Here is a 24564-nt window from a genome sequence, read left to right as displayed (position 1 = left end):
GCGAGACCTCACGCCTCGTCGACTCCCGGGCCGGCGGGCCGCAAAGGTTGCTCTCCCCCCGCCGCACGCCACCCTTACGGCGACCCTTCGCCGGCCATAGTCTCGCGCCGCGCCACGGTGTAGGTCAGGCACGAGGCGCAGCGGCCCGCGCTGAGGTGGGAGTGGAGTGACGTGACAACCGACGACGGCCAGCCGAACCACAATGCCTTCCGGCACTCTCCGACCGGCCCGCGCGTGGCTCCGCGCCCCCGGCCGGATCGTCCCGCCGTTCAACCGCCGCGGCAAGCGCATGTGACCGATGGCTCTCCGCCGAGGTTCCCGTGGCGCCGCCTCGCATCGGCAATCTTCATCGTGGCGATCCTGCTGAGCGCCGGCATTCGCGCCTATCGCGACATGTCGCGTCCCGACGCCTGGTCGTTCTGGAAGGATCAATACGTCTCCTCGAGCCTCTCCTCGGCGCTGGTTGCCAACACCGCGATCAACGGCGACCATGCCGTCCTCGCGGTCCGCGGCGAAATCGGGCCAGCGGCGGCGATCTGGCTGCGCGAGCGCCTCGACGAGGCTCATCTGAAGCCCGGCGATGTCGTGCTGTTGTCCTCGCCCGGGGGCAATCTCGACCAGGGCGTGCTGATGGGCGAGATCATTCGCGCGCGCGGCCTGTCGACCGCGGTGGGCGCCGTCGACAAGAGCGGCCGCATCCGCCCCGCCTCCTGCGCGAGCGCCTGCGTCTTCACCTTCGCCGGCGGCCAGACGCGATATGGCCTCGACGGCTCGGCGCTCGGCGTGCACCGGTTTACCTCGGCGGCCCGCGGCGACGATGCGGTCGCCGACACCCAGCGGGTCACCGGGGCGATCCTCGGCTATGTCACGCGGATGGGCATCTCGCCGCAGGTCATCGAGGCGATGTCGCAGACCCGCGACATCCGGTGGCTTGAGCCCAACGAGGCCGAGGCCATGAAGCTGGTCACGACGCCGATCAAGGCGCTTTAGGGCCGATCGTTCGGGCTCCGGGTCCCCCGACTTTGCGCGGCAATGCCTGATCCCTTCAGCGGCTTTTTCGGCTATGCAAGACCACGGCACCTGCTTCGCACGCGCGGGATGCTCCGGTCGAACGCTCGCAGGACTGCGCGGATGCAGATCTACCTTCCCATCGCCGACATCCCGGTCAACATCTTCCTGCTGCTGGCGATGGGCGCGGCCGTCGGCTTCGTCTCCGGCATGTTCGGCATCGGCGGCGGCTTCTTGATGACGCCGCTGTTGATCTTCGTCGGCATCACCCCGGCCGTGGCGGTGGCCTCGGTCTCCAGCCATATCGCCGCCTCGTCCTTCTCCGGGGCGCTGTCCTATTGGCGCAGGCGCGCGATCGATCCGTCGCTGGCTGCGGTGCTGATGATCGGCGGCGCGCTCGGCACGGCGCTCGGGGTGTCCACGTTCACGCTGCTGCGCGCGCTCGGCCAGCTCGATCTGATGATCGCCCTGTCCTATGTCGCGCTGCTGACGACCGTCGGCGGCATGATGTTCTGGGAAGGACTGCGCGCGATGATGCGGGCGCGGCAGGGCGGAATGCCGACGGTGCGCCGTCCGGGCAGCCATGTCTGGATCCACGGCCTGCCGCTGAAGATGCGCTTCAAGCGCTCCAAGATCTATGTTTCCGTCATTCCGGTGATCGGCATCGGCCTCATCATCGGCTTCCTCGGCGCCGTGATGGGGATCGGCGGCGGCTTCATCCTGGTGCCTCTTCTCATCTACCTGCTGCGCGTGCCGACCTCCACTGTCATCGGCACCTCGATGGTGCTGACCTTGGCCACCATGATGATTGCGACCATGCTGCATGCGATGAGCAATCATCTGGTCGATGCCGTGCTGGCGCTGATCCTGATGATCGGCGGGGTCACCGGCGCGCAGTTCGGCGCCCGCGCCGGGCAGATGATCCGCGGCGAGCAGTTGCGGCTTCTGCTGGGCTTGTTGATCCTGGCCGTCGGCATCCGCTTCGCGATCGAGCTCGTGATCCGGCCCGAGGACCTGTTCACGATCCGCGAGACCGGAGGCGGCTCATGACGCAGCTCCGCCGCGCCGGGCTTGCACTGACGATCCTGCTTGCGAGCGCGGCATCGGGTCACGCCGAGCGGCTGATCGTCTCGGTCTCCAACCACCGCGTCACGGTGACGCCGAACTATGCCGGCGAGGAGCTGGTGCTGTTCGGCTCGGTCGAGAGGGACGCGCAGACACCGCCGGATCGAACGGCTTACGATCTCGTGGTCACCGTGCGCGGGCCGCGGGCCGACATGGTGACCCGGCGCAAGGAGCGCAAATTCGGCATCTGGATCAACACCGATTCGCGGCAATTCCTGAAGGTCCCCGGCTATCTCGCCCTGTTCGCCAACCGGCCATTCGATGCGATGGCCGCGGCGGAAGTGCAGCGGCGCCAGCAACTCGGCCTCAACAACGTGCTGCTGACCCAGCGTGTCGGGCCCGATTACGCCGACGTCGTGCCGAACGACGTGTTCCGCAGCGCCTTCGTGCGGCTGCAGTCGCAGCATGGGCTGTATCGCGAGGACACCTCCGCGGTGACGTTCCTGACGCCGACCCTGTTCCGCACCGGCATCTCGCTGCCCGCCGCCGTTCCGATCGGCACCTATGAGGTCGAGATCAAGCTGCTGGCGCAGGGCGCGATGATCACCAAGACGGAAACCGCGTTCGAGATCGTCAAGGTCGGCTTCGAACAGTTCGTCGCCAGCTCCGCGCGCCAGAACGGTTTTGCCTACGGCCTCGTCACGACGGCAATGGCGCTGATGACCGGATGGATGGCGTCGATCGTGTTCCGGCGGGATTAGGCCGCGGCGGCGCGCACCGGTGAGCGCGTGACCAGATAGATGCCGATCGCCACGGGAACGACGCCGAGCAGGTCCTGCAGCGCGACGTGCTCGCCCAGCACCAGGAAGGCGAAGATCATCGCCAGCGGCGGCATCACGAAGTGGTAGGCGCTGGCCGCCGTCGCGCCGCACACCTTCAGCAGGTGGAACCACAGCACATAGGCGAGGATCGAGCCGCCGAGCACGAGGAAGGCGAAGGCGCCGAGCAGCTGCGCATTCGGCGTGACGTCGTGAACGCTGGAGATGCCGAGCGCGACCGGCCAGAGCACGAGTCCAGCCGAGAGATTCTGAATGCCGTTGCCGACCCACAGGCTGCCCTTCGGGGCGAGCTGCTTGAACAGGATGGTGCCGGTGACGATCGAGGCCAGGGCGGCCAGTGTGTAGAGGATGCCCTCGAGATGATCGGTGCCGACCGACATGCGGTGCCAGACGATCATCGCAACACCCAGCGTGCCGAGCGCCAGCCCGGCGATCTTGCGCAGGGTCAGCGGCTCGCCGAGCAGCAGTGCGGCGAACACAGCGGTGAACACCGGATTGGCCGAGACGATCAGCCCGCCGAGGCCGGCCGACACTGTCTGGAGGCCCATGTAGCCGAGACCGAGATAGAGCGCGTTGTTGGCGATGCCGAGGACCGCGAACACCGCCGCATCGCGCCAGCCCATGCGCAGCTCGCCGCGGATGAGCGAGACCGCCAGGATCATCACACCCGCCAGCGAAAACCGCGCGGCGAGCAGCAGCAGCGGCGGGCAATAGGTGACGCCGATCTTGCCGGCGACGAAGGCGAAGCTCCACAGCAGGCAGAACAGGCCGATCTCGAGCGGCAGCAGGTTCGACTTCATCGGGGTCACGGCAGCCGGAGAGGATACGGACGACATCGGCGGGCTCCTTTGCCGTCGGTGTAGGGCCGTTCTTCCGCATTTGGAAATTAAATGATAGACTGAAACTCAGTGGAATTTCGAATGGAGGTTCCCGATGCTCGATCTGGAGCTGTTGCGCAGCTTCGTCTCGGTGGTCGAGGCCGGCGGCTTCACCCGGGCCGGCGAACGCGTCCACCGCACGCAATCGACCGTCAGCCAGCAGATCCGGCGGCTGGAGGAGGATCTCGGCCAGACCCTGCTCAACCGCGACGGCCGCGAGGTGACGCCGACCGAGGCCGGCGAGCGGCTGCTGTCCTACGCCCGCCGCCTGCTTGCTTTGGCCGAGGAGGCCCGCGACGTCGTCGCGCGTCCCGGCCCTGACGGCGCGGTGAAACTCGGCATCCCCGAGGATTTCGCCGCCTACCGGCTGGCCAAACTGCTCGCTTCGTTCTCCCGTGCCCACCCTGATCTCAGGCTCGATGTCCGCGCCGATCAGAGCCTCAACCTCAAGCGCGACATCGAGCGCGGCGATCTCGACCTTGCGCTGTTGAAGCGGGGCGTCGACGATACCCGTGCGGCGGTCGCGGCGTGGCCCGAGCAGGTCTATTGGGTGAGCAGCAGGAGCCATCCGGTCAACCTCGATGCCCGCTCGGTGCCGCTGATCGGCTTCCCGCTCGGCTGCATCTACCGGACCCGCGCGATCCACGCGCTGGAGAGCCGGGGGCTCGCCTGGCACATGGCCTACACGTCATCGAGCCTCGCCGCGATCCAGGCCGCCGTCGCCGCGGGCCTGGGGCTGAGCATCCTCTCCGAGATGTCGGTTCAGGCCGAGCATCGCGTGCTGACGGCGCGGGAAGGTTTTGCGCCGATCGACCGCACCGAGGTCGCGCTGCTGGCGTCGCCGAACGCAAGTCCGGCGACGTTGCGGCTCGCTGACCGGCTTGCGGAGTTCTGCGAGAAGGTGCAGGCCAAGGCGGCGTAGCTATCGCCACGCGGGCAGTGTGTTCCCTCTCCCGCTTGCGGGGGAGGGCTAGGGAGGGGGCCACTCCGGCGGCGGTGCGCGTGGCGCCCCCTCTCCAACTCTCCCCCGCAAGCGGGGGAGAGGGCGCAGCGGAGTGCGCGGCGGGCCTCATCGCTTCGAAGCTTGAATGATCGAAAGTGACCATTCCACCTCACTCATAACGCCATTAGTCCAACTAATAACACCTCGCCGCAGCGATGCTGTGCAGCCTCGTATCACCCAGCACATGCGCGATGAAGGCGCGCTTCGGAAACAGCTTGGCGAACGCCGCATCGCGCACGCTCAAGCCCCCCGCATAGGCGCCGAACGCCGGCATCACGGCGCGGGCGCCGTCGGACACGAAGCAGCGGCGCTCCAGGGTGCGCGCCCGAGTCGCGACGCGCGCCTTCGGATGCAGATGGCCGGCGATCTCGCCGTGCGCGCCGGTCGGCTCGTGGCGGAAGGTGACGGCGCTGATCTTGATCGCGTCGGCGACCTCGCCGCCGATGCCATGCGGCGCGGGATCGTGATTGCCGGTGATCCAGATCCAGTCGCGGCCGACTTGAAGGTTTGCGATGCAGGCGCGGTCGTCGCCGGTCAGGCGCGTATGCGCGTCGCGGTCATGAAAGCTGTCGCCGAGCGCGATCACCGTGCGCGGATCGTAGTGCGCGATGACAGCTTCGAGCCGGCGCAAGGTGGCCACCGTGTCGAACGGCGGCAGCAGGGTTCCGCGCGACGCGTAGCTCGAGCCCTTTTCGAGGTGCAGGTCGGAGACGACGAGCAGGCGCTGCTCGTCCCAGACGAGTGCGCCGGAGAGATCGACACGAAGCGAGACACCGGCCAGCTCGAGCGTCGCACATCGAGACGGCTCGATGTGATGATGAGATGAAGAGATGCCGACCGAGCGACTCACGAGCGCCGTTCCCCGGAGCTACCCCCCTCCCCGGCCCTCCCCCACAAGGGGGGAGGGAGCAGACCTTCCGCGCGGCGCATTGCGTGCCCCAGACTGATACCTACCCCATCGCCTCCTTGACGAGTTCCTCGGCGGCTTCGGCCAGGAGCTCGTCGGCGGCCTCGCCATAGACGGATTCGCGGCCGATTTCCAGCATCACCGGCACCGCCAGCGGCGAGACGCGATCGAGCGGACGATGGGTGATTCGGCCCTCGATTCGGGTCAGCATATCACCGAGGCGGCGGAGATCGAGCAGGCCGGTGGCGGCATCGGCGCGCGCGGCGCGCAACAGCATGTGATCGGGCTGATGGCGGCGCAGCACGTCGTAGACGAGATCGGTCGAGAACAGCACCTGGCGGCGCGTCTTTTCTTCCGTCGTCGAGCGCCGCGCGATCAGGCCGGAGATGATGGCACATGAGCGGAAGGTGCGCTTCATCAGCGCTGATTCATCGAGCCATGCTTCGAGATCATCGCCCAGCATGTCCGGATCGAACAGCGCCGCGAGATCGAGCCGGCCTTGGGCTACCATCAGCGACATGTCGCCGAGCCCCCACACCGCCAGCGCATATTCGTTGGCGACGAAGCCGAGCGGCCGGGCGCGCGCGCGCTCCAGCCGCCGCGTCAGCAACATGCCGAGCGTCTGGTGCGCGAGCCGGCCTTCGAACGGATAGCAGACGAGGTAGTTCTTGCTGGAACGCGGGAATGTCTCGATCAGCAACTCGCGCCGCGCCGGGATGCGCGACACGTCCTTCTGCAACGAAAGCCAGTCGCGCACCTGCTCCGGGAGCTGCATCCAGGCCCGGCGATCATCGAGCAGGCCGCGCACGCGCTCGGCCAGATAGGTCGAGAGCGGAAACTTGCCGCCCATGTAGGACGGCACCTTCGGGTCGGCATCGTTCGCGCGAGAGACGTAGACCTGGTCTTCGGCGAGCGTCTCGTAGCGCACGATCTCGCCGCCGAACACGAAGGTGTCGCCCGGCGTCAGGCCCTCGATGAAATACTCCTCGATCTCGCCGAGCAGCCGGCCGCCGCGCGCGATCGCGCCTGTGGTGCCCCCCTTGGCCCCGGCGCGCGAGCGCACCAGCCGCACCTTGAGCATCGCCTCCTCTACGATGGTGCCGACATTCAGCCGATAGCTCTGCCGCACCTTCGGATTGGCGACACGCCAGCGCCCTTTCGTATCCTGCTTGATGCGCGCGAAGCGCTCATAGGTCTTCAGCGCGTAGCCGCCGGACGCGACGAAATCGACGACATCGTCGAAGTCGGCGCGTGACAGCATCGCATAGGGCGCAGCCGCGATCACTTCAGCATAGAGCTCGTCGCTCGCGAACGGCTCGCCGCAGGCGCAGCCGAGCACGTGCTGCGCCAGCACATCCAGCGCGCCGGTGCGCAAGGGCGGTGTGTCCTGCGCATTGTCGGCGACGGCATCGATCGCGACCGAGCATTCCAGCACCTCGAAGCGATTGGCCGGCACCAGCACCGCGCGCGAGGCCTCGTCGAGCCGGTGATTGGCGCGGCCGATGCGCTGCATCAGCCGCGAGCAGCCCTTGGGCGCGCCGACATTGATAACGAGATCGACGTCACCCCAGTCTACGCCGAGATCGAGCGAGGAGGTGCAAACCACGCCGCGCAGTTTTCCAGCGGCCATCGCGTCCTCGACCTTGCGGCGCTGGGCGACGTCGAGCGAACCATGGTGAAGCGCGATGGCGAGATTGTCGTCGTTGATGCGCCAGAACTCCTGGAACAGCATCTCGGCTTGGCTGCGGGTGTTGACGAAGACGAGCGTTGTCTTGTTGGCCTTGATCAGCTCATACATCTCGGCCATCGCGTGACGCGCGGTGTGGCCGGCCCAGGGCAGGCGTTCGCGCGTGTCGAGCATCTCGACGACCGGCTGCGCGGCGCCGCCGGCGACGACGACATCCGCGGCCGCCTCGGCACCGATTGGCTGCGGGACCAGGAAGCGCGCGAGCTGATCGGGCTCGGCCACCGTGGCCGACAGCCCGATCATGCGCATCTCGGGCGCGAGCCGCCACAGCCGCGCCAGCCCGAGCGACAGGAGATCGCCGCGCTTAGAGGTGACCAGCGCATGCAGCTCGTCGAGCACGACGCGCTTCAGCGAGGAGAACAGGAACGGCGCGTCGTCGGAGGACAGCAGCAGCGCGAGCTGCTCCGGCGTCGTCAGCAGGATGTCCGGCGGATAGCGGCGCTGGCGCTGCTTGCGCGATGCCGGCGTGTCTCCGGTGCGGGTCTCGACCTTGATCGGCAGCCCCATCTCGGAGATCGGCGATTCGAGATTGCGGGCGATGTCCACGGCGAGGGCTTTGAGGGGAGAGATGTAGAGCGTGTGCAGGCCGGCGCGGCGCGGCGGATTGCGGCCGGTCGTGGTGACGATGGTGGAGCCCTCCGCCAGCGCGGGAGGTTGCGACGAGGGGCCCGCTATCGGCACCGCCGCCGGAGGCCCCCCTCCCCGCCCCTCCCCCACAAGGGGGGAGGGAGTGGAGAGCGCGGAATGCTTGGCGAGAGCGGCTCGGGTGTTTGTCCTTGCAGCGGAGCCGAGCTCGACCAGGGTCGGGAGGAACCCCGCGAGGGTCTTGCCGGCCCCAGTTGGGGCGATCAGAAGCGCCGAACGCTGCGCGCGGGCTTTGTCCAGCAACGCCAGCTGGTGCGCGCGGGGCGACCAGCCGCGCGCCGCGAACCATTTCAGGAAATGGTCAGGCAGCGCGGCGCTGTCGTCTTGGGGGGCTGGTGAGACGCGAGGCGGCACCGGGAGAAGGTAGGCAGTCATGCGGGCTTCGTCGAGGGTCGGGTCCGCAGCGCGGCAACCATCCGAGGTTCGCACCGCACTCACTCCATGGAACAGCCGGGACATGCGGATGCATCCTCGCGGCGAATGGCGCCCGAGATTGATGATGAGCTGTCCCTCTTGATTGCAGAGGGCGCAGGGAAGGCCAGGCGTCGGCTGACGCCTGCGGCCCGCCTGCTGAAAAGAATGCAGGCGGCAGGTACCACAGGTGCAGCCGGAGAACGCCCGGCCTTCCCTGCGCGGTGGTTTTCACGCTTACTTCGTGCTCTCCTCGGGGACCGGCTGATTGACCCCGTCATGTCAGCAGCGCTTCCGCGCCGGCATCCACTTGACCTCGGCACCGGGAGGCCAGGACCACACGACTTCACGTCCGCCGAACGCCGTTCGTCCGCGCAAGCTGTCGCTCACGCTGCAGCATCGCAGCGGCCACCGCTCCCCGCCCCGCGTGTCGTGACGATCGCGCGCTACGCCCCTCGGCTTGGGACGGGATGGCGGGATATGATCATGATTTCTGTAAAAGCGCAACCGAATTATTTTTTTTGTAATTCAATCGGAATGCCGGCGGCGCAGACTTCAGCAGGATGACAACCGCGCCCATCTCTCCACGCGTCATTCCGGGGCGCCCGCAGGGCGAGCCCGGAATCCATAACCACCGACGGGAGTATGGATTCCGGGCTCGTGCCGCTGCGCGGCCCGCCCCGGAATGACACCGAGCGTGAGGCGATGACCGTGCCACATCGTCATTGCGAGGAGCGCAGCGACGAAGCAATCCAGACTGCGTCTGTGGAGGGACTCTGGATCGCGTCGCTGCGCTCGCGATGACGGCTCACGATGAAGCGCGAGCCGCGTCGCCTACTCCGTCATCGGCTTCTCGGAGATGTTCCAGTCCTTGCTGTCGAAGATCGAGATGTAGAGCGTCTTCATCGGCGTGTAGTCGTCGGGCGTGTAGGCGTAGTTGACGCCGTCGAGGAAGTAGGGCGAGTGGAAGCCGGCAAGCGTGGTGGCCTGCTTCAGCACGTTCTCGCGGGTCAGGGTGTCGCCGCAGCGGCGCAGGATCTCGGCCATCGACGCAGCCTGGCCATAGCCGGCATAGGCGATGCTGTTGTCCGGGTCGATGTTCGGCACATATTTCGCGCGCAGCGCCTCGAACGCCTTGACGTAAGGATCGTCCTTCCATTGCGGCACGCCGGCATCCTTGGAGTAGCGGATAGCAACGATGTCCTTGGCGTTCTCCAGCCCCGCGGCCGAGAGGATCGAGCGGCCGGTCGAGCCCGCCGACAACAGCTGCAGCGGCTTCCAGCCGAGCTCGGCAACTTTGCGGATCGACTGCGACGTCGCCTTGCCGGTGGAGATGTTGTAGAACACGTCGGCGCCCGACTTCGACAGATTGATCAGCTGCGAGTCGACCGTCGGCTCGGTGAGATCATAGGTCTGCTCCATGATCACCTGGGCCTTGCCGCCGGCATCCGCCAGCACCTTCTTGAACGGCCCCAGGAAGTCGCGGCCGAAATCGTCGTTCTGGTAGAGGATGCCGATCTTGGCCTCGGGCTTCACGCTCAGCACGTGCTTGGCGAGGATGCGTGCCTCGGTCGGATACAGCGGCAGGCCGGCCATGGTCCATTTGAAGTTCTTCGGATCGTTCCATTTGGAGGCGCCGGTGTTGAGCAGCAGCTGCGGCACGCCCTTGGAGTTGAGGTATTTGTGAACGGCGGTCTGCGGCGCGGTGCCGAGCGAGCCGTACAGCGCCAGCACCTCCTCCTGCTCGACGAGGCGCCGCGTGGCCTCGACGCATTTCGGCGCGCTGTAGGCGTCGTCCATGGTGAGGAACTTGACCTTGCGGCCGTTGATGCCGCCCTGCTCGTTGAGCATCTGGAAATAGGCCTCGCCGATGCGGCCGAGCACGCCATAGAGCGAGCCGGGGCCGGAATGCGGGATGGTCTGGCCGATCTTGATCTCGGTGTCGCTGGCGCCGGCGTCGTATTTCTTTTCGGCAGCCCAGACGTAAGGCGAGGCGATGGTCGAGGCGCCCACGGTCGCGAGCGCGGTGGCGCAGAAATCGCGCCGGGTCAGATGTTTTTTCATTGTTGTCTCTCCCTAGACTGCCGGCATTTTTTGGCATCGGGAGAGCCGCGGCAAGAGCGAAGTTGCCGCATCGCGCACTGCGTGCAGCGCATTCAGTAGCGTGTAGACTCAAGTCCTCATCGCGACCACCGAAAGCCCGCGCACCGGCGCCTGATCTTCGGTCCGCGGCGACGCCGGTTCGAGATGCGCGAGCTTCAATCCGACGTTCGTGATGATGCCACGGATATATTCCGCACCATGGGCATAGCGCAGTCCCTTGCCCATGATCACGCCGTCGCCGTCATGAGTCTCGACGGTGAAGGCCACAAGGCCGCCAGGCATCAGCACGCGCTTGGCTTCGCGCAGCACGGGACCGAGATCGCCGACATAGACCATCGCGTCCGCTGCGAGCACGAGATCGGCCGATGCATCCGGCTGCCGCGCGAGGCCGGCCGTCATGTCGTCGACCTCGAGCGCGGCATAGAGCCCGGTGTCGCGCGCCTGCGCGATCATGCCGGCCGAGAGATCGATGCCGATGAAGCTGTCGACGTTGCTGGCGAAGGCGGCAGCGCCGAGGCCGGTGCCGCAGCCGAGATCGATGGCGCGCTTGAAGTAGGCCGGCTTCTTCTCCGCGGCGCGCACCGCGAGCACCGCCTTGAACAGTATCGCGGGTGCGCGATAGTGCAGCCGCTCGATCAGCTCGCTCTCGAAGCGCGGCGCGTACTGGTCGAACAGCGACTGCACATAGGCCTTGGGCATGTCCGCCAGCGGCGCGGCGCCGAGTTGCATCAGCCGCACGGCGGCGCCGTGGCGGTCATCCGGATCGGCCGCGACGGCGTTCTGGAAGGCTGATATCGCCTTGTCGGTTTCGCCGAGGTCGAGTCGGATCTTGCCGAGCTCGAACCAGGCCGAGGCGAAGTTCGGCGCGACCTCGATGGCCTGCTCCATCACCTCGGCGGCGGCGGCGAGATCGCCCTTGATCTGCAGGTCGCGGGCGAATTCGTAGCGGCGGTCGGCGATCAGGTCGCCGGAGGAGAGGAACAGGCGGTGGGGCATCGGGGAACCGTTGGGATCGTCATGGCCGGGCTTGACCCGGCCATCCATCGAGGAACTTCATTCAGGAGATGGATGCGCGGGTCAAGCCCGCGCATGACGAGCGGAGAATGATGCAACAAGCTGAAATTCCTCACACGCGACCTATATGAGCACCATGCGTCCGCAAGACATCCTGCTGCCCGTTCCCTCCGGCCTGTGCTGCAAGGCCGGCGGCTTCCACATCGATCCCGTGCGCCCGGTCGAGCGGGCGCTGATCACGCATGGCCACTCCGATCACGCCCGGGCCGGCCACGGCGCGGTGCTGGCGACGCAGGAAACGCTCGATATCATGCGGCTGCGCTATGGCGAGAATTTTGCGGGCTCGACGCAGGCGATCCGCTATGGCGAGGAGATGAAGCTCGGCGACGTCACCGTCAGCTTCCACCCGGCGGGCCACGTGCTCGGCTCGGCGCAGATCAAGGTGTCCGCCGGCGGCACCTGCATCGTGGCGTCCGGCGACTACAAGGATGCGCGCGATCCGACCTGCGCGCCGTTCGAGCTGGTGCAATGCGACGTCTTCATCACCGAGGCGACGTTCGGTCTTCCCGTGTTCCGGCATGGCGATACGGCGCTGGAGGTGAACAAGCTGCTGGCCTCGGTGGCGCTGTTTCCGGAGCGCGCGCATCTGGTCGGGGCGTATTCCCTCGGCAAGGCGCAGCGTGTGATCGCACTGATCCGCGAGGCCGGCTACGACGCACCGATCTATTTGCATGGCGCGATGGAGAAGATCACGCGCTACTATCAGGACAAGGGCATCCCGCTCGGCGAACTCCGGCCGGTGAAGGGCGTCAAGAAGGCGGAGCTCGCGGGCACCATCACGCTCGCGCCGCCGAGCGCGACGTCCGATCTGTGGACGCGGCGCTTTCCGGATCCCGTCACCGCGTTCGCCTCGGGCTGGATGCGGGTGCGCGCCCGCGCGCGGCAGCGCGGCGTCGAGCTGCCGCTGGTGATCTCCGACCATGCCGACTGGGACGGGTTGACCGCGACGATCGCGGCGACCGGCGCCGGCGAAGTCTGGGTCACGCATGGCCAGGAGGACGCGCTGGTGCATTGGTGCCGGAGCAAGGGGCTCGCGGCGCGGCCGCTCGACCTCGTCGGCTATGGCGACGAGGAGGAGAGCGAGGTGGTGGCTGCGGAGGAGGCCGAGGCATGAACCGCTTCGCCGAGCTGCTCGACCGCCTCGCCTATGAACCCGGCCGCAACAACAAGCTGCGGCTGCTGACATCGTATTTCCGCGAGGTCGAGGACCCCGACCGCGGCTATGCCTTGGCCGCGCTGACCGGCGCGCTGTCGTTCAAGCACGCCAAGCCGGCGCTGATCCGCGACCTCATCGCGGCGCGCACCGATCCGGTGCTGTTCGCGCTGTCGTATGACTATGTGGGGGATCTGTCGGAGACGGTCGCGCTGATGTGGCCGAAGCGCCCTCCGCAAGCTCGGTCTTCCCCCTCCCCCGCTTGCGGGGGAGGGCCGGGGTGGGGGCGCTCCGGGGACGGACCTTCCGTGGACATGCCCCCACCCGGATCGCCAGGCGCGCCCGGCGATCCGACCTCCCCCGCAAGCGGGGGAGGTGTTGAGCCGCATGCAGCCGGGCACAACAACCCGCCGCCGCCGACGCTCACGGAGGTCGTCACCACGCTGCGCACGCTCGGGAAAACCGAGATGCCGAAGCAGCTCGCGCAGTGGCTGGACGAGCTCGACGAGACCGGGCGCTGGGCGTTGCTGAAGCTGGTCACCGGCGCACTTCGCATCGGCATCTCTGCGCGACTGGCCAAGACGGCCGCGGCAGCCCTTGGTGACAAGGACCCGCATGACGTCGAGCTGGTCTGGCCCGGTCTCGCGCCGCCTTATCTCGATCTGTTCGCCTGGCTCGAAGGCCGCGGCGACAAGCCGGTCAATCGTGATCCCGCGCCGTTCCGGCCGGTGATGCTGGCCCATGCTGTCGAGGACGGCGACTTCGCCAGCATGACTGCGAGCGACTACATCGCGGAATGGAAATGGGACGGCATCCGCGTGCAGGCCGTGAGCGGCCGCGAGAGCGATGGCCGGATGGTGACGCGGCTTTATTCGCGCAGCGGCGAGGACATCACCGCGAGCTTCCCGGATCTGCTGCCGTCGCTGCACCTCCCGGGCGCGATCGACGGCGAGTTGCTCGTGGTGCGAGACAAGCGCGTGCAGAGCTTCAACGTGCTGCAGCAGCGGCTGAACCGCAAGACCGTGTCGCCGAAGCTGATGAAGGAATATCCGATCCACCTGCGCGCCTACGATTTGCTCGGCGACGAGGACAATGATCTGCGCGAGCTGCCGTTCGAAGCGCGGCGCGCGAAGCTCGAAGCCTTCATCAAGCGCCTCGACGATCCACGCGTCGATCTGTCACCGACCGTCGCGTTCTCCACCTGGGACGAGCTGACGGCTGCGCGCGCCGATCCGGCGTCAGCCGGCGCCGGCGACGATGCCGAGGCGGTCGAGGGCGTGATGCTGAAACGGCGCGACGCGCCGTATCTGCCGGGGCGGCCAAAGGGGCAGTGGTGGAAGTGGAAGCGCGATCCGCACATCATCGACGCCGTGCTGATGTATGCGCAGCGCGGCCACGGCAAGCGCTCGTCCTATTACTCCGACTACACGTTCGGTGTGTGGACGTCGGGCGACGCAGGCGATCAGCTGGTGCCGGTCGGCAAGGCCTATTTCGGCTTCACCGACGAGGAGCTGCTGCAGATCGACCGCTTCGTCCGCCGCAACACGACCGAGAAGTTCGGCCCCGTGCGCCACGTCGTGCACGAGCCCGAGCAGGGCCTGGTGCTGGAGGTCGCGTTCGAGGGCCTGCAGAAATCGCCGCGGCACAAATCCGGCGTCGCGATGCGCTTCCCCCGCATCAACCGCCTGCGCTGGGACAAGCCGCCCCGCGACGCCGACCGGCTGGAGACGCTGGAGCGGATGTTGAAGAGCGAGGCGGCGGGGTGACGAGCGCTCGCTTGTTCGACCCCAGGTGCTTGACGAATCTGAGACTCGTCATGCCCGGGCTTGACCCGGGCATCCATCCTCTTATCGAAGGAAGATGGATGGCCGGGTCAAGCCCGGCCATGACGATCTTTTAAACCACGACCATCGTGGCGAAGATCATAGCGCTGAACATTAAATGCCCGTAACCGGCTTGCGCCGCTGAGACCAGTTCCCCACCTGCCCTGCCGTGCTTTATAATCGGGCACGAATCCGCCGGTGACCCGGCCTTCGCACTGGCTTGGAGACGATGACATGTCGAACGACATCAGGGATTATCCCGGCCGCGCCCGCAGCTCGGATGGCCTGTATCGGTTTCTCGGCGGCTCTCCCGTGGGGGTGGCGTTCCGGCTGGTGCTGCTGTCGATCCTGGTCGGCGTGGTGCTGTCGGCGATCGGCTTCGATCCGCTCAACATTCTGCATAGCATCCAGTTGCTGTTCATCCGGCTCTACGAGCTCGGCTTCGACGCCTTCAACTGGCTGTGGCGCTACTTCCTGCTCGGCGCCGTGATCGTGATCCCGGTCTGGTTCCTGTCGCGCATTTTCGCGCCGCGCGGACGGTGAGCGGACGCAGCCGATGCAACTTCGCTTCGTCGGCTGCGGGGACGCGTTCGGCTCGGGCGGCAGGTCCAACACCTGCTTCCATCTGACGGGCGCGGCGACCGACCTGCTGATCGATTGCGGTGCCTCGGCGCTGCCGGCACTGAAGCGGCTCGGCATCGCCTGCAACAATGTCGGGCTGATCCTGATCACGCATTTCCACGGCGATCATTTCGCCGGTCTGCCCTTCCTGCTGCTCGACGCGCAGTTCTCGCGGCGGATGCAGCCGCTGGTGATCGCAGGCCCTGCCGGCATCGCGACACGGCTGACGCAGGCGATGGAAACGATGTTCGAGCATTCGTCGCGCACGCCGCGCAAGTTCGAGCTGTCGGTGATCGAGCTGGCGCCCGGGCAGCCCGTGCGGTTCGGCGAGGTCGGCGTGACGCCGTTCGCGGTCGTGCACGGCAACTCCGGCGGTCCGTTTCTCGGCTACCGCGTCGAGGCGGAAGGCCGGATCGTCGCCTACACGGCCGACACCGAATGGACGGACAGCCTGGTCCCGCTCGGCCGCGATGCCGACCTGCTCATCGCCGAGGCCTATACGTTCGACAAACCCGTGAAGAACCATCTCAGCCTCGCGGCACTGGAGGCGCATCTCACGGAGATCAGGCCGAAACGGCTGGTGCTCACCCATATGAGCGACGACATGCTGCGGCGGGTGGCGGGCCTCACTCACACAGCGGCGCATGACGGTATGACGATTGATCTATAGCTTCATACCGGGCGCAGCGACTATGCTCAGCACAGGCCAGGGCTGAAATCCGCCGCAGCAGCGCGGCGGATGGGCCGGCATGGCGAGCGAGCATTCCGTTGCAATCTCCCGCGCCCCACCGATCGACCGTCACCAGCGCGCAGGTGTTCGACATCGCAGGTCCCGCGATGATCGCCAATTTGACGACGCCGCTGATCGGCATCGTCTCGACCACGGCGATCGGCCGGCTCGGCGAGGCCGCGATGCTCGGCGGCGTCGCGATGGCCTCGGTGATCTTCGATTGCCTGTTCTGGCTGTTCGCCTTTCTGCGCGCCAGCACGCTGGCCTTCACCGCGCAGTCGCTCGGCGCCGGCGAACGGGACGAGATCCTGATGGTGCTGATTCGCGGCCTGGCCCTGGCCGCGGTGATTGGCCTCGGACTGATCGTGCTGCAGGTGCCGCTCGCCGCAATCATCTTCGACATCATGGGCGGTAGCGACGCCGTTCTCGGCGCCGCCAGAATCTATTTCGTGGTCCGGATCTGGTCGGCGCCGCTCGCGCTCGCCAACTACGTGCTGCTCGGCTGGCTGGTCGGACTGGCGCGCGCGCGTCTGGCGCTCGGTGTCCAGGTCGCGATCAACCTGATCAACATGGCCGCGACCATCCTGCTGGTGCAGGTGTGGGAGGCCGGCATCGCCGGCGCCGCGATCGCAGCCGTCATCGCCGAGGCCGTCGGCGTCGTGATCGGCCTCGTGCTGGCGCGGCAATTGGCTTCGACGGCGAGCGGACTGTCGCTGCCGTCGCTGCTCGACCGCGCCAAGCTGATGCACATGATGGCGGTCAATCGCGACATCATGATCCGCACCGCGGCGATGATCGTAGCCTTCCTGTTCTTCACCTCGCAGGGCGCGCGCGCCGGCGACACCACGCTCGCCGCCAACGCAGTGCTGAACAATTTTCTGCTGGTGGCGGCGTTCTTCCTCGACGGGCTCGCCAACGCCGCCGAGCAGCTTTGCGGCCACGCCTATGGCGCGCGCAACCGCGACGCATTCGCCGGCGCCACGCGGCTGGTGCTGGCCTGGGGCTTCGGCTTCGCGCTCGCGGTGGCCGTCATCTTCGTGCTGTTCGGACCCGTGCTGATCGACGTGATGACGTCGAGCGACGCCGTGCGCAGCGCCGCGCGCGACTATCTGCCCTATGTCGTGGCGTCGCCGCTGCTGTCGGTATTCGCCTTCGCGTTCGACGGCGTCTACATCGGCGCGACCTGGGCACGCGACATGCGCAACCTCATGATCGCGGCGCTGATCGTGTTTTTCGGCACCTGGCTCGCGCTGCGCGGCTTCGGCAACACGGGATTGTGGATCGCGATGCTGAGCTTCTACGCGGCGCGCGGCGGCTTCCAGGCGGCACGCTATCCGGCGCTGTTGAGGGTGTCGTTTGGGAAGAGCCCGGCCGGATCCACACCGTAAGCTGTCATCATCCGCGGAGGCGGATGATCCAGTACGCCGTGCCGTCTCGATTCAACGACAGCCGCCGCGGCGTACTGGATCCCCGCCTGCGCGGGGATGACAGCGGAGAATGACGCGCCGGCTCGGCTCAACTCAACGGCGGAGCACCACCTAAACCGGCCAGTCCTCCGCCGTGATCGTCGCGGCATCGGCGCCGACGATCTCCGACAGTGAATCTCGCCCCGTCCGCAGCAACGTCGATGTCAAATCCGCCTTGATGCTCTCGACCAGGCCGAGACCCTTGTAGACCAGCGAGGAGTAGAGCTGGATCAGGCTGGCGCCGGCGCGGATCTTGGTCAGCGCGGCGCCGCCGGTGTCGATGCCGCCGACGCCTATCAGCGGGAACGCGCCCTCGACGCGGACGAAGGTTTCCGCGACCATGCGGGTCGACAGCCGGAACAGCGGCCGGCCCGAGAGACCGCCCTGCTCCTTGGCGCGCAGCTGCTCACGCAAGGAGTTGGGACGGGCGAGCGTGGTGTTCGACACGATCATGCCGTCGACGCCGCGCGAGCGCGCGACGTGGACGACGTCGTCGAGCTCGGCGAGGCTGAGATCGGGTGCGATCTTGAGCAGCACCGGGGTGTCGCCGGCCTTGCGGCGGACGCGGTCGCGGGCCTCCAGCACCTTGGACAGCAGCTCGTCGAGCTGCGAGGCCTGCTGCAGGTTGCGCAGGCCCGGCGTGTTCGGCGAGGAGATGTTGACGGTGAAATAGCTCGCGACCGGCGCGAAGGTCTCGATCAGCCGGACATAGTCGGCGACGCGGTCGGTGGAATCCTTGTTGGCCCCGACATTGACGCCGACGATGCCGCCCTGGTTGGCGCGGCCGGCCAGCCGGCGCAGCACGGCTTCGGCACCGTCATTGTTGAAGCCCATGCGGTTGATCACCGCCTCGTCGCGCTCCAGCCGGAACAGCCGCGGCCGCGGATTGCCGCTTTGCGGCCGGGGGGTGACCGAGCCGATCTCGACGAAGCCGAAGCCGAGCCGCAGCAGCGCGTCGGGCACCTCGGCATTCTTGTCGAAGCCCGCGGCCATGCCGACCGGATTCGCGAAGTTGAGCCCGAAGGCGCGCACCGCCAGCTTGGCATCATCCGGCCGCGGCTTGATCGCCGGCAGCAGCTTCAGGCCCTGGATGGCGAGCCGGTGCGCATCCTCGGCATCGAGCCAGCGGAGCAGCGGCAGCGAGAGCTGGTCGAAGGCGCGGATCACGGCTGAAGTTCCGGGATGTCGTGGCCGCCGTCGGCACGGCTGTGCATCTGGTGGACGGCGGTTACGGCGCCGACGTCGAGCTCGCCATAGAGATGCGGGAACAATTCGTCATTGCGCGAGCGCTCCCAGCGCAAGCCGGGGCCGAGCACATCCGCCTCGACCTCGACCAGGAACAGCGCGCTCTGCCCGAAAAAGTGCTTGCGGGCGGTCTCCGGGACCTGCGACGCGGTCGAAAAATGGATGAAACCGTCGCGCAGATCGTCGGCACTGCCGCGATAGACACCCTGCCGCTCTGCCTCGCGCCAGGCCGAAGCTGAGCAGATTTTGTAGATTTTGGGCACGTTGACGCGTCCTGGCTTGATCTTGAGTTTGCTGCGGTTTTCGGGATGCGGCCGACCGTATCGGCAGGCACCTTCGAACTCAAGCATCGATTGTCCCGCCGTCGCCGGCCACGGCCCGCATAAGTTGTCCCCGTGGCAACACGGATAAGCCTGGATGTAGGACGGTTCCTCAGTAAGGATTAACCCGATTCGGCTCTCTTCAGCCCGCGCGATTCGCCGTCGCGCCGAGGCGCTGACGGGCCGCGCCGATTGCCTGCATCACAGCTTAGCTTTGGAGATTTCCATGAACCGCCGCAACGCTTTGAAGGCTCTCGCCGGGCTCGCCCTCTGTCCGGTCTGCGCCCAGCCTGGCTTCGCCGCCGAAGGCGCGCCGCATTGGAGCTATGAGGGCGCGACCGGCCCCGCCAAATGGGGCGATCTCGACGCCGCCAACAAGGTCTGCAGCGTCGGCACGCAGCAATCGCCGATCGACATCGAGAACCCGACCAGGGCGCGGCTGCCGGACTTCAAGCTGTCCTGGGCCAACACCGCCGACACCATCGTCAACAACGGCCACACCATCCAGCTCAACTTCGCCGACGGCAGCGGCACGCTGAAGCTCGGCGGCACCACCTACAAGCTCCTGCAGGTGCACTTCCACCGGCCGAGCGAGCATCATATCGGCGGCAAGAATTTTCCGATGGAGGCACATTTCGTGCACCGCGCCGCCTCCGGCGGGCTCGCCGTACTCGGCGTGCTGATGACCACCGGCCGCCCGAATCCTGCATTCTCTCACATCGTGGCGACGATGCCGGAGAAGGAAGGCCCCGCGGTCAAGGCCGATCCGCGCATCAACCCCAACATGATGCTGCCCAACCGCCGCATCCACTATCGCTACGCCGGCTCGCTGACGACGCCGCCCTGCTCGGAGGTCGTCGAATGGCTGCTGCTGGCCGAACCGATCCAGGTCGCCGAAGCCGATGTGACGAAGTTCGCGAAGCTGTATCCGATGAACGCCCGCCCGGTGCAGAAGCTCGACCGCCGCTTCGTGCTGCAGGGGGTGTAGGTCGCCTGTCTTTTGGACCTCAACTGCCCACTCAGCATTCCGCTGTCGTCCCGGCCTCCGAGCCGGGACCCATACCGCGGGATGCTGATTGGTTTGGAAGGTGGCGGAGACCTTCCGCCTCATCGCTGCCGGTGGTTATGGGTCCCGGCTCAAGGTCGGGACGACACCGCTTGTGTGGCGAGCAGCGTGGCTCTCACGCCGAGCGCGCCAGCGCGCCGTCGATCATCGCCACCGCGTTGTTGATGCCGTAGACCGCGACGAAGGAGCCGAAGCGCGGGCCCTTCTCCTGGCCGAGCAGCACCTGGTAGAGCATGTTGAACCAGTCCAGCGACACGCCCGGCCGGCCGTCCTTGCCCTTCTTGGCGTGATCGAGGAACGGCTCGCGGCGGCCGATTTCGTAGACCACGTTCTGGATCTCCTCCGCCGTCGCCTCAGCGGGCAGGTTCGACAACGCGTCGCGCAAATCCTGCAGCGCCACGCGCTCGCCCTCGGTCGGCTCGCGGAACGTCTTGGTCGGCGCCACGAAGTCGCGATAGTAGTTGATGGCATAGCCCACCATCGCGTCGAGCTTGGGATGCGTCTGCGGCGTCACACCCGGCCGGTAGCGGCCGATGAAGCCCCACAACGTCTCGGCATTCTCGGCGTTCGACGACGACACCAAGGTCAGCAGCAGCTGGAACGTCACCGGCATGTCGGCCTTCGGCGGCCGCCCGGAATGGATGTGCCAGACCGGATTGCCGAGCTGCTGCTTGGCGTCCTGCTTCGGGAAGCCCTCGAGGAACTGCTGGTAGTCGTCGACATTGCGCGGGATGACGTCGAAATACAGCCGCTTCGCCGCCTTGGGCTCGCGGTACATGAACAGCGACAGCGATTCCGGCGAGGCGTAGCGCAGCCACTCGTCGATGGTCAGGCCGTTGCCCTTCGACTTCGAGATCTTCTGGCCCTTCTCGTCGAGGAACAGCTCGTAGTTGAAGCCCTCCGGCGGCGTGCCGCCGAGCGCCGCGCAGATCTTGCCCGACAGCTTCACCGAATCGATCAGGTCCTTGCCGGCCATTTCATAGTCGACGCCGAGCGCGTGCCAGCGCATCGCCCAGTCCGGCTTCCATTGCAGCTTGCAATGGCCGCCGGTGACCGGAACGGTCATGCGCTCCTTGGTCTCCGGATCGTCATAGGAGATCGTTCCGGCCTTGGCGTCGTGCTCGACGATCGGCACGTACAGCACGAGGCCGGTGCGCGGGCAGATGGGCAGGAACGGCGAATAGCTCGCCGCGCGCTCCTCGCGCAACGACGGCAGCATGATCGCCATCACCTTCTCCAGCCGCTCCAGCATGCGCAGCAGCGCCGCATCGAACTTGCCCGAGGTGTAGTAGTCGGTCGAGGAGGCGAACTCGTATTCGAAGCCGAACTTGTCGAGGAAGGCGCGGAGCCGGGCGTTGTTGTGCGCGGCAAACGACGGATATTCGTTCGAGAACGGATCCGGGATGCGCGACAGCGGCTTACCGAGATGCGAGGCAAGCATCTCCTTGTTCGGCACGTTGTCCGGCACCTTGCGCAGGCCGTCCATGTCGTCGGAGAACGCGATGAGCCGGGTCTTGATCTTGTCCTCGGTGAGCACGCGGAAGGCGTGGCGCACCATCGTGGTGCGCGCGACCTCGCCGAACGTGCCGATATGCGGCAGGCCGGAGGGGCCATAGCCGGTCTCGAACAGCACCTCGTCCTTCGGAGTCTTCTTCAGCCGGTTGACGATCGCCTTCGCCTGCTCGAACGGCCAGGCGTTGGAGTTCTCGGCGAGCGCGCGCAGGTCGCTCGGGCTGGGAAGGGCGAGATCGATCGTGGACATCTGACAGTACCGGTTCAAAGCAGCAGAATTAACACTAGGCGTCATCGCGAGCGAAGCGAAGCGATCCAGAGTCTCACACGCGGCTCTGGATTGCTTCGTCGCTCCGCTCCTCGCAATGACGGTGGATGCGCAGCGATGGTGGGTTCGGCGCGATGCGCCGTATCCACCGGCAGGTTTAACTCTAGAACGGGCTGATCGAGAAATAGCGCAGCCACAGGTCGGTGTAGCGGCCTTTTTCCCAGACCCGGAACAGCGCCCAGTTCAAGGCCTGGCGCAGGAGGTCGTTGCCCTTGCGCACGGCGATGCCGACGCCCTCGCCGAAATAGCGGCTTTCGACGAAAGGTCCACCGGAAAAGGCGCAGCAATCGCCGGAATCGGTGCCGTTGACCCAGAACGCCAGCGAGATGCCGTCGCCGAAGATCAGGTCGACCTCCGAGCGGCGCAGCGCCTGCCGCAGCGCCTCGTCGTTCGGATAGGTCTTGATCTCGGCGTCGGTGAACATCGCCTTGAGGTAGGCCTCATGCGCGGTGCCGGCGACGGCCCCGATCTTCTTGCCCTCAAGGAACTCGGGGCGGATCTCGGTCATCACGGCGTCGCGACGGGACACGAAGCGCGCCGGCGCCCGGTAATACGGATCGGAGAAATCGGCCCGCGCCCGCATCTGCGGCGTCACCGCAATCGAGGCGATGATCGCATCGCCGCGATTGGAGGACAGCGCGTCGAGCAGGGTCTCGAAGCGGCGCATCTGGATGGTGCAGGTGACCTTGATCTCGTCGCAGATCGCGCGAGCGAGATCGACGTTGAAGCCGGCTGGGTTGCCGTCCGGGCCGGTGAAGTTGAACGGCGGATAGTCGGTCTCGGTGAGGAAGCGGATCACGGTGAGGCGCGACAGCTCCGGCCGCTCCGGCCGGCGGCGAGGATCCCAGAATCCCGGCACGGCCTGCGGCGCCGCTTCGACGGCGGGCCGGACCGGCGCCTGCGCATGGGCGTCCGAGCCGGCGGCGCCCAGGCCAAGGCAGAACAACGCCGCGGCGACGACGGCGCCGGTGCGAGAAACGGAGTTCGAGGGTCGTGACAAGACGGTCGGCATCAGCGGTCCCGAGGGTCAACGCGCCTTATAGACCATCCAGGCGCGAATTCGAGGCTGGATTCCGGTCAGGCGCGGCCGCCCGGCCGGAGCGTTAACGCCGCTCAGAGGTATTTCTTCAGATCCGCCGCCGCTTCCTCGGGGGTCCGTTTCAGGTTGAACGGCGCAACGAACCGGCCGTTGCGGTCCATCAGATAGACCAGCGCGGTATGGTCCATCGTGTAGTCGCCATCCTTCAGCGGGACCTTCTTGGCATAGACGCGGTACTCGGTCAGCACCTTGGCCAGAACCTCGGGATCGCCGGTCAATCCCTTGAGGTGGGGGTCGAAGCTCGAGAGGTATTCCTTCATCGTCGCCGGGTTGTCGCGCTCCGGATCGACGGAGATGAAGTAGGCGTTCACGGCATCGGCATCCTTGCCCATCGCGCGCAGCACCTCGGAGATCTCGAACAGCGACGTCGGACAGACGTCCGGGCAATGGGTAAAGCCGAAGAAGATCAGCGTCGGCCGGCCTTGCAGGCTCTTCTCGGTGACCGTGGCCCCGCTCTGGTCGGTCAGTTGGAACGGTCCGCCGATCGCGGCAGGGGCTGCGATGTTGCGGCCGCCGCCCATGAGCAGGAACATCAGCGACAGCCCGACCACCAGGCTGGCGGCGAAGGCGCCGATGATCACCAGCGGACGGGTGACATTGGACTTCATGCCAAGGTTCCTTCTCTCAGAAGCAGGCCTGCCAGCCGGCCGCGATCATGTCGAAGAAGACCGCGGTCCCGTACTGCAGCCAGAGTATCGCCGCGGCGGCAGCGAGCCCCAGTGCCGCGACGATAGCCGTGATGGCCGCGCCAGGATGGCGGGCGACCGTTGCGGCCGGTATCTCTTGCGGCGCGGAAAGAGGCTGCATGATGGCGTACTCACCCGGCGGGCGCCGGCCGAACGGCCCATCCCACCCCGTAACGCCTGAGATAAGCCCCGCGGACGGCTGAGGCAAGCGCGGCTTGCCCGACCGCGGATCATGCGCTCCGGGCGGAGCGCGGTACACGTCAATGCGAAGCAGACGTCTTAATGCGAAGCAGACGCCTTGGCGGCTCCCGGCGACATCGCCGGGGCGTTGGGCGCGACCTGAGGATTGGGCGGTGAAGCGGCCTGGGCGTCCATGTAGCAGGGCTTGTACATCGCCTGCAGCTCCTTGCCCTTCAGGAAGATCATCCGGGGGGTCAGGCCGCCGCGCTGGGTGATCCAGCGGCGGATCTGCGACGGGTACATCGAGTACAGCATCTGGGTCGCCTCCGGATTGGTGACGGCCCGGCCGTTGGTGCCGAAATCCCAGGCGGCATGGAAGCCGAGATTGGCGTGCGAGGTGACGCAGATCTTGTCGTGGGGAATGGCGCCGAGAACGATCGTGCAGGCGGACGCGCACAGCCCGTCGATGATCACATACTCACCGGACGACCGCAGGCCCTGGTATTTGTCGACATAGGTCCCGATCCGACCGCCGCGGTCATCGGCAATGCGGACCACGGCCTGGCTCGCACTGACCCCCGACAGCAAGAGAACGACCGCGAGCAACCCCGTCCAGAATTTCATGTCGAGCCCCAGTTCAACCCGGCGAAACCGA

22 protein-coding genes are annotated in these 24564 nt (G+C 66.8%); 10 read left to right on the top strand and 12 right to left on the bottom strand.

Features of this window, described 5'->3' with window-relative positions; all coding sequences use genetic code 11:
- Window positions 1–171: 171 nt before the first annotated feature.
- The 3 genes from ACQR0Z_RS03285 (at window position 172) to ACQR0Z_RS03275 (ending at window position 2834) form a co-directional block, all read left to right on the top strand.
- Window positions 172–990 (top strand): hypothetical protein, encoded by an 819-nt coding sequence (locus ACQR0Z_RS03285; RefSeq protein WP_434917671.1) that lies wholly within the window; start codon window positions 172–174, stop codon window positions 988–990.
- A gap of 141 nt (window positions 991–1131) precedes the next feature.
- Window positions 1132–2058 (top strand): sulfite exporter TauE/SafE family protein, encoded by a 927-nt coding sequence (locus ACQR0Z_RS03280; RefSeq protein WP_434917670.1) that lies wholly within the window; start codon window positions 1132–1134, stop codon window positions 2056–2058.
- Entirely contained in the window at window positions 2055–2834 is a 780-nt protein-coding gene (locus tag ACQR0Z_RS03275) for a TIGR02186 family protein (RefSeq protein ID WP_434917669.1), read from the top strand. Before ACQR0Z_RS03280 ends, ACQR0Z_RS03275 begins: the two co-directional genes overlap by 4 nt.
- Here the strand turns inward: ACQR0Z_RS03275 and ACQR0Z_RS03270 are convergent.
- Window positions 2831–3748, bottom strand: coding sequence for a DMT family transporter (locus ACQR0Z_RS03270; protein WP_434917668.1), 918 nt, complete (start codon window positions 3746–3748; stop codon window positions 2831–2833). The two genes, ACQR0Z_RS03275 and ACQR0Z_RS03270, sit on opposite strands and share 4 nt — an antisense overlap.
- Window positions 3749–3845: 97 nt before the next feature.
- Here ACQR0Z_RS03270 and ACQR0Z_RS03265 point away from each other — a divergent pair, with 97 nt between their 5' ends.
- Entirely contained in the window at window positions 3846–4712 is an 867-nt protein-coding gene (locus ACQR0Z_RS03265; protein ID WP_434917667.1) for a LysR family transcriptional regulator, read from the top strand.
- A gap of 214 nt (window positions 4713–4926) precedes the next feature.
- On the opposite strand, the gene pdeM is transcribed toward ACQR0Z_RS03265, so the two are convergent.
- The 4 genes from pdeM to ACQR0Z_RS03245 all read right to left on the bottom strand — a co-directional run bounded on the left by pdeM (window position 4927) and on the right by ACQR0Z_RS03245 (window position 11602).
- Window positions 4927–5604 (bottom strand): ligase-associated DNA damage response endonuclease PdeM, encoded by a 678-nt coding sequence (pdeM, locus tag ACQR0Z_RS03260; RefSeq protein ID WP_434918012.1) that lies wholly within the window; start codon window positions 5602–5604, stop codon window positions 4927–4929.
- A gap of 139 nt (window positions 5605–5743) precedes the next feature.
- Complete coding sequence (locus tag ACQR0Z_RS03255; RefSeq protein ID WP_434917666.1) at window positions 5744–8467, bottom strand: ligase-associated DNA damage response DEXH box helicase; 2724 nt, start codon at window positions 8465–8467, stop codon at window positions 5744–5746.
- An 870-nt stretch (window positions 8468–9337) separates the two neighbouring features.
- The gene (locus ACQR0Z_RS03250) at window positions 9338–10567 is read right to left on the bottom strand and encodes an ABC transporter substrate-binding protein (RefSeq protein ID WP_434917665.1); all 1230 of its coding nucleotides are present in this window, start codon (window positions 10565–10567) and stop codon (window positions 9338–9340) included.
- Window positions 10568–10675: 108 nt separating this feature from the next.
- Window positions 10676–11602 carry a methyltransferase domain-containing protein gene (locus tag ACQR0Z_RS03245; protein WP_434918011.1) on the bottom strand — a complete coding sequence of 309 codons (927 nt, stop codon included), beginning with the start codon at window positions 11600–11602 and terminating at the stop codon, window positions 10676–10678.
- Window positions 11603–11747: 145 nt separating this feature from the next.
- Between ACQR0Z_RS03245 and ACQR0Z_RS03240 the strand changes: the two genes are divergently transcribed.
- From ACQR0Z_RS03240 to ACQR0Z_RS03220, 5 genes are all read left to right on the top strand, one after another.
- Window positions 11748–12794, top strand: a complete 1047-nt coding sequence (locus tag ACQR0Z_RS03240; RefSeq protein ID WP_434917664.1) for a ligase-associated DNA damage response exonuclease — start codon at window positions 11748–11750, stop codon at window positions 12792–12794.
- Window positions 12791–14599, top strand: coding sequence for an ATP-dependent DNA ligase (locus tag ACQR0Z_RS03235; protein ID WP_434917663.1), 1809 nt, complete (start codon window positions 12791–12793; stop codon window positions 14597–14599). The genes ACQR0Z_RS03240 and ACQR0Z_RS03235 overlap by 4 nt, the downstream gene beginning before the upstream one ends.
- 291 nt (window positions 14600–14890) lie before the next feature.
- A complete protein-coding gene (locus ACQR0Z_RS03230) occupies window positions 14891–15199 on the top strand; it encodes a DUF6460 domain-containing protein (protein WP_434877819.1) in 309 nt (102 codons plus the stop codon).
- A 13-nt stretch (window positions 15200–15212) separates the two neighbouring features.
- A complete protein-coding gene (locus ACQR0Z_RS03225) occupies window positions 15213–15947 on the top strand; it encodes an MBL fold metallo-hydrolase (protein ID WP_434917662.1) in 735 nt (244 codons plus the stop codon).
- A 143-nt stretch (window positions 15948–16090) separates the two neighbouring features.
- The gene (locus tag ACQR0Z_RS03220; protein ID WP_434918010.1) at window positions 16091–17395 is read left to right on the top strand and encodes an MATE family efflux transporter; all 1305 of its coding nucleotides are present in this window, start codon (window positions 16091–16093) and stop codon (window positions 17393–17395) included.
- 150 nt (window positions 17396–17545) lie between these two features.
- Here the strand turns inward: ACQR0Z_RS03220 and ACQR0Z_RS03215 are convergent, their stop codons facing one another.
- Entirely contained in the window at window positions 17546–18640 is a 1095-nt protein-coding gene (locus tag ACQR0Z_RS03215; RefSeq protein WP_434917661.1) for a quinone-dependent dihydroorotate dehydrogenase, read from the bottom strand.
- A complete protein-coding gene (locus ACQR0Z_RS03210) occupies window positions 18637–18981 on the bottom strand; it encodes a DUF952 domain-containing protein (RefSeq protein ID WP_434856431.1) in 345 nt (114 codons plus the stop codon). Before ACQR0Z_RS03210 ends, ACQR0Z_RS03215 begins: the two co-directional genes overlap by 4 nt.
- A gap of 283 nt (window positions 18982–19264) precedes the next feature.
- Between ACQR0Z_RS03210 and ACQR0Z_RS03205 the strand changes: the two genes are divergently transcribed.
- A complete protein-coding gene (locus ACQR0Z_RS03205; protein WP_434917660.1) occupies window positions 19265–20026 on the top strand; it encodes a carbonic anhydrase in 762 nt (253 codons plus the stop codon).
- Window positions 20027–20219: 193 nt separating this feature from the next.
- On the opposite strand, the gene ACQR0Z_RS03200 is transcribed toward ACQR0Z_RS03205, so the two are convergent.
- From ACQR0Z_RS03200 to ACQR0Z_RS03180, 5 genes are all read right to left on the bottom strand, one after another.
- Complete coding sequence (locus ACQR0Z_RS03200) at window positions 20220–21866, bottom strand: lysine--tRNA ligase (RefSeq protein WP_434917659.1); 1647 nt, start codon at window positions 21864–21866, stop codon at window positions 20220–20222.
- Between the two features lie 181 nt (window positions 21867–22047).
- A complete protein-coding gene (locus ACQR0Z_RS03195; RefSeq protein ID WP_434880065.1) occupies window positions 22048–22956 on the bottom strand; it encodes a transporter substrate-binding domain-containing protein in 909 nt (302 codons plus the stop codon).
- 101 nt (window positions 22957–23057) lie between these two features.
- Window positions 23058–23651 carry an SCO family protein gene (locus ACQR0Z_RS03190; RefSeq protein WP_434856435.1) on the bottom strand — a complete coding sequence of 198 codons (594 nt, stop codon included), beginning with the start codon at window positions 23649–23651 and terminating at the stop codon, window positions 23058–23060.
- Between the two features lie 16 nt (window positions 23652–23667).
- Complete coding sequence (locus ACQR0Z_RS03185) at window positions 23668–23850, bottom strand: hypothetical protein (RefSeq protein WP_434917658.1); 183 nt, start codon at window positions 23848–23850, stop codon at window positions 23668–23670.
- A 158-nt stretch (window positions 23851–24008) separates the two neighbouring features.
- Window positions 24009–24533: a hypothetical protein gene (locus ACQR0Z_RS03180; RefSeq protein WP_434856437.1), complete on the bottom strand. Its 525-nt coding sequence runs from the start codon at window positions 24531–24533 to the stop codon at window positions 24009–24011.
- Between the last annotated feature and the right edge of the window lie 31 nt (window positions 24534–24564).

The organism is Bradyrhizobium sp. HKCCYLS3077 (assembly GCF_051167555.1).
Taxonomy (GTDB): domain Bacteria; phylum Pseudomonadota; class Alphaproteobacteria; order Rhizobiales; family Xanthobacteraceae; genus Bradyrhizobium.
This window is presented reverse-complemented; position numbering and strand designations above follow the sequence as displayed.

Coding starts and splice junctions, on each gene's coding strand:
- ACQR0Z_RS03280 (WP_434917670.1), top strand. CDS start 1,132: ATGCAGATCTACCTTCCCATCGCCGACATCCCGGTCAACATCTTCCTG.
- ACQR0Z_RS03275 (WP_434917669.1), top strand. CDS start 2,055: ATGACGCAGCTCCGCCGCGCCGGGCTTGCACTGACGATCCTGCTTGCG.
- ACQR0Z_RS03270 (WP_434917668.1), bottom strand. CDS start 3,748: ATGTCGTCCGTATCCTCTCCGGCTGCCGTGACCCCGATGAAGTCGAAC.
- ACQR0Z_RS03265 (WP_434917667.1), top strand. CDS start 3,846: ATGCTCGATCTGGAGCTGTTGCGCAGCTTCGTCTCGGTGGTCGAGGCC.
- ACQR0Z_RS03255 (WP_434917666.1), bottom strand. CDS start 8,467: ATGACTGCCTACCTTCTCCCGGTGCCGCCTCGCGTCTCACCAGCCCCC.
- ACQR0Z_RS03250 (WP_434917665.1), bottom strand. CDS start 10,567: ATGAAAAAACATCTGACCCGGCGCGATTTCTGCGCCACCGCGCTCGCG.
- ACQR0Z_RS03245 (WP_434918011.1), bottom strand. CDS start 11,602: ATGCCCCACCGCCTGTTCCTCTCCTCCGGCGACCTGATCGCCGACCGC.
- ACQR0Z_RS03240 (WP_434917664.1), top strand. CDS start 11,748: ATGAGCACCATGCGTCCGCAAGACATCCTGCTGCCCGTTCCCTCCGGC.
- ACQR0Z_RS03235 (WP_434917663.1), top strand. CDS start 12,791: ATGAACCGCTTCGCCGAGCTGCTCGACCGCCTCGCCTATGAACCCGGC.
- ACQR0Z_RS03230 (WP_434877819.1), top strand. CDS start 14,891: ATGTCGAACGACATCAGGGATTATCCCGGCCGCGCCCGCAGCTCGGAT.
- ACQR0Z_RS03225 (WP_434917662.1), top strand. CDS start 15,213: ATGCAACTTCGCTTCGTCGGCTGCGGGGACGCGTTCGGCTCGGGCGGC.
- ACQR0Z_RS03205 (WP_434917660.1), top strand. CDS start 19,265: ATGAACCGCCGCAACGCTTTGAAGGCTCTCGCCGGGCTCGCCCTCTGT.
- ACQR0Z_RS03200 (WP_434917659.1), bottom strand. CDS start 21,866: ATGTCCACGATCGATCTCGCCCTTCCCAGCCCGAGCGACCTGCGCGCG.
- ACQR0Z_RS03195 (WP_434880065.1), bottom strand. CDS start 22,956: ATGCCGACCGTCTTGTCACGACCCTCGAACTCCGTTTCTCGCACCGGC.
- ACQR0Z_RS03190 (WP_434856435.1), bottom strand. CDS start 23,651: ATGAAGTCCAATGTCACCCGTCCGCTGGTGATCATCGGCGCCTTCGCC.
- ACQR0Z_RS03185 (WP_434917658.1), bottom strand. CDS start 23,850: ATGCAGCCTCTTTCCGCGCCGCAAGAGATACCGGCCGCAACGGTCGCC.
- ACQR0Z_RS03180 (WP_434856437.1), bottom strand. CDS start 24,533: ATGAAATTCTGGACGGGGTTGCTCGCGGTCGTTCTCTTGCTGTCGGGG.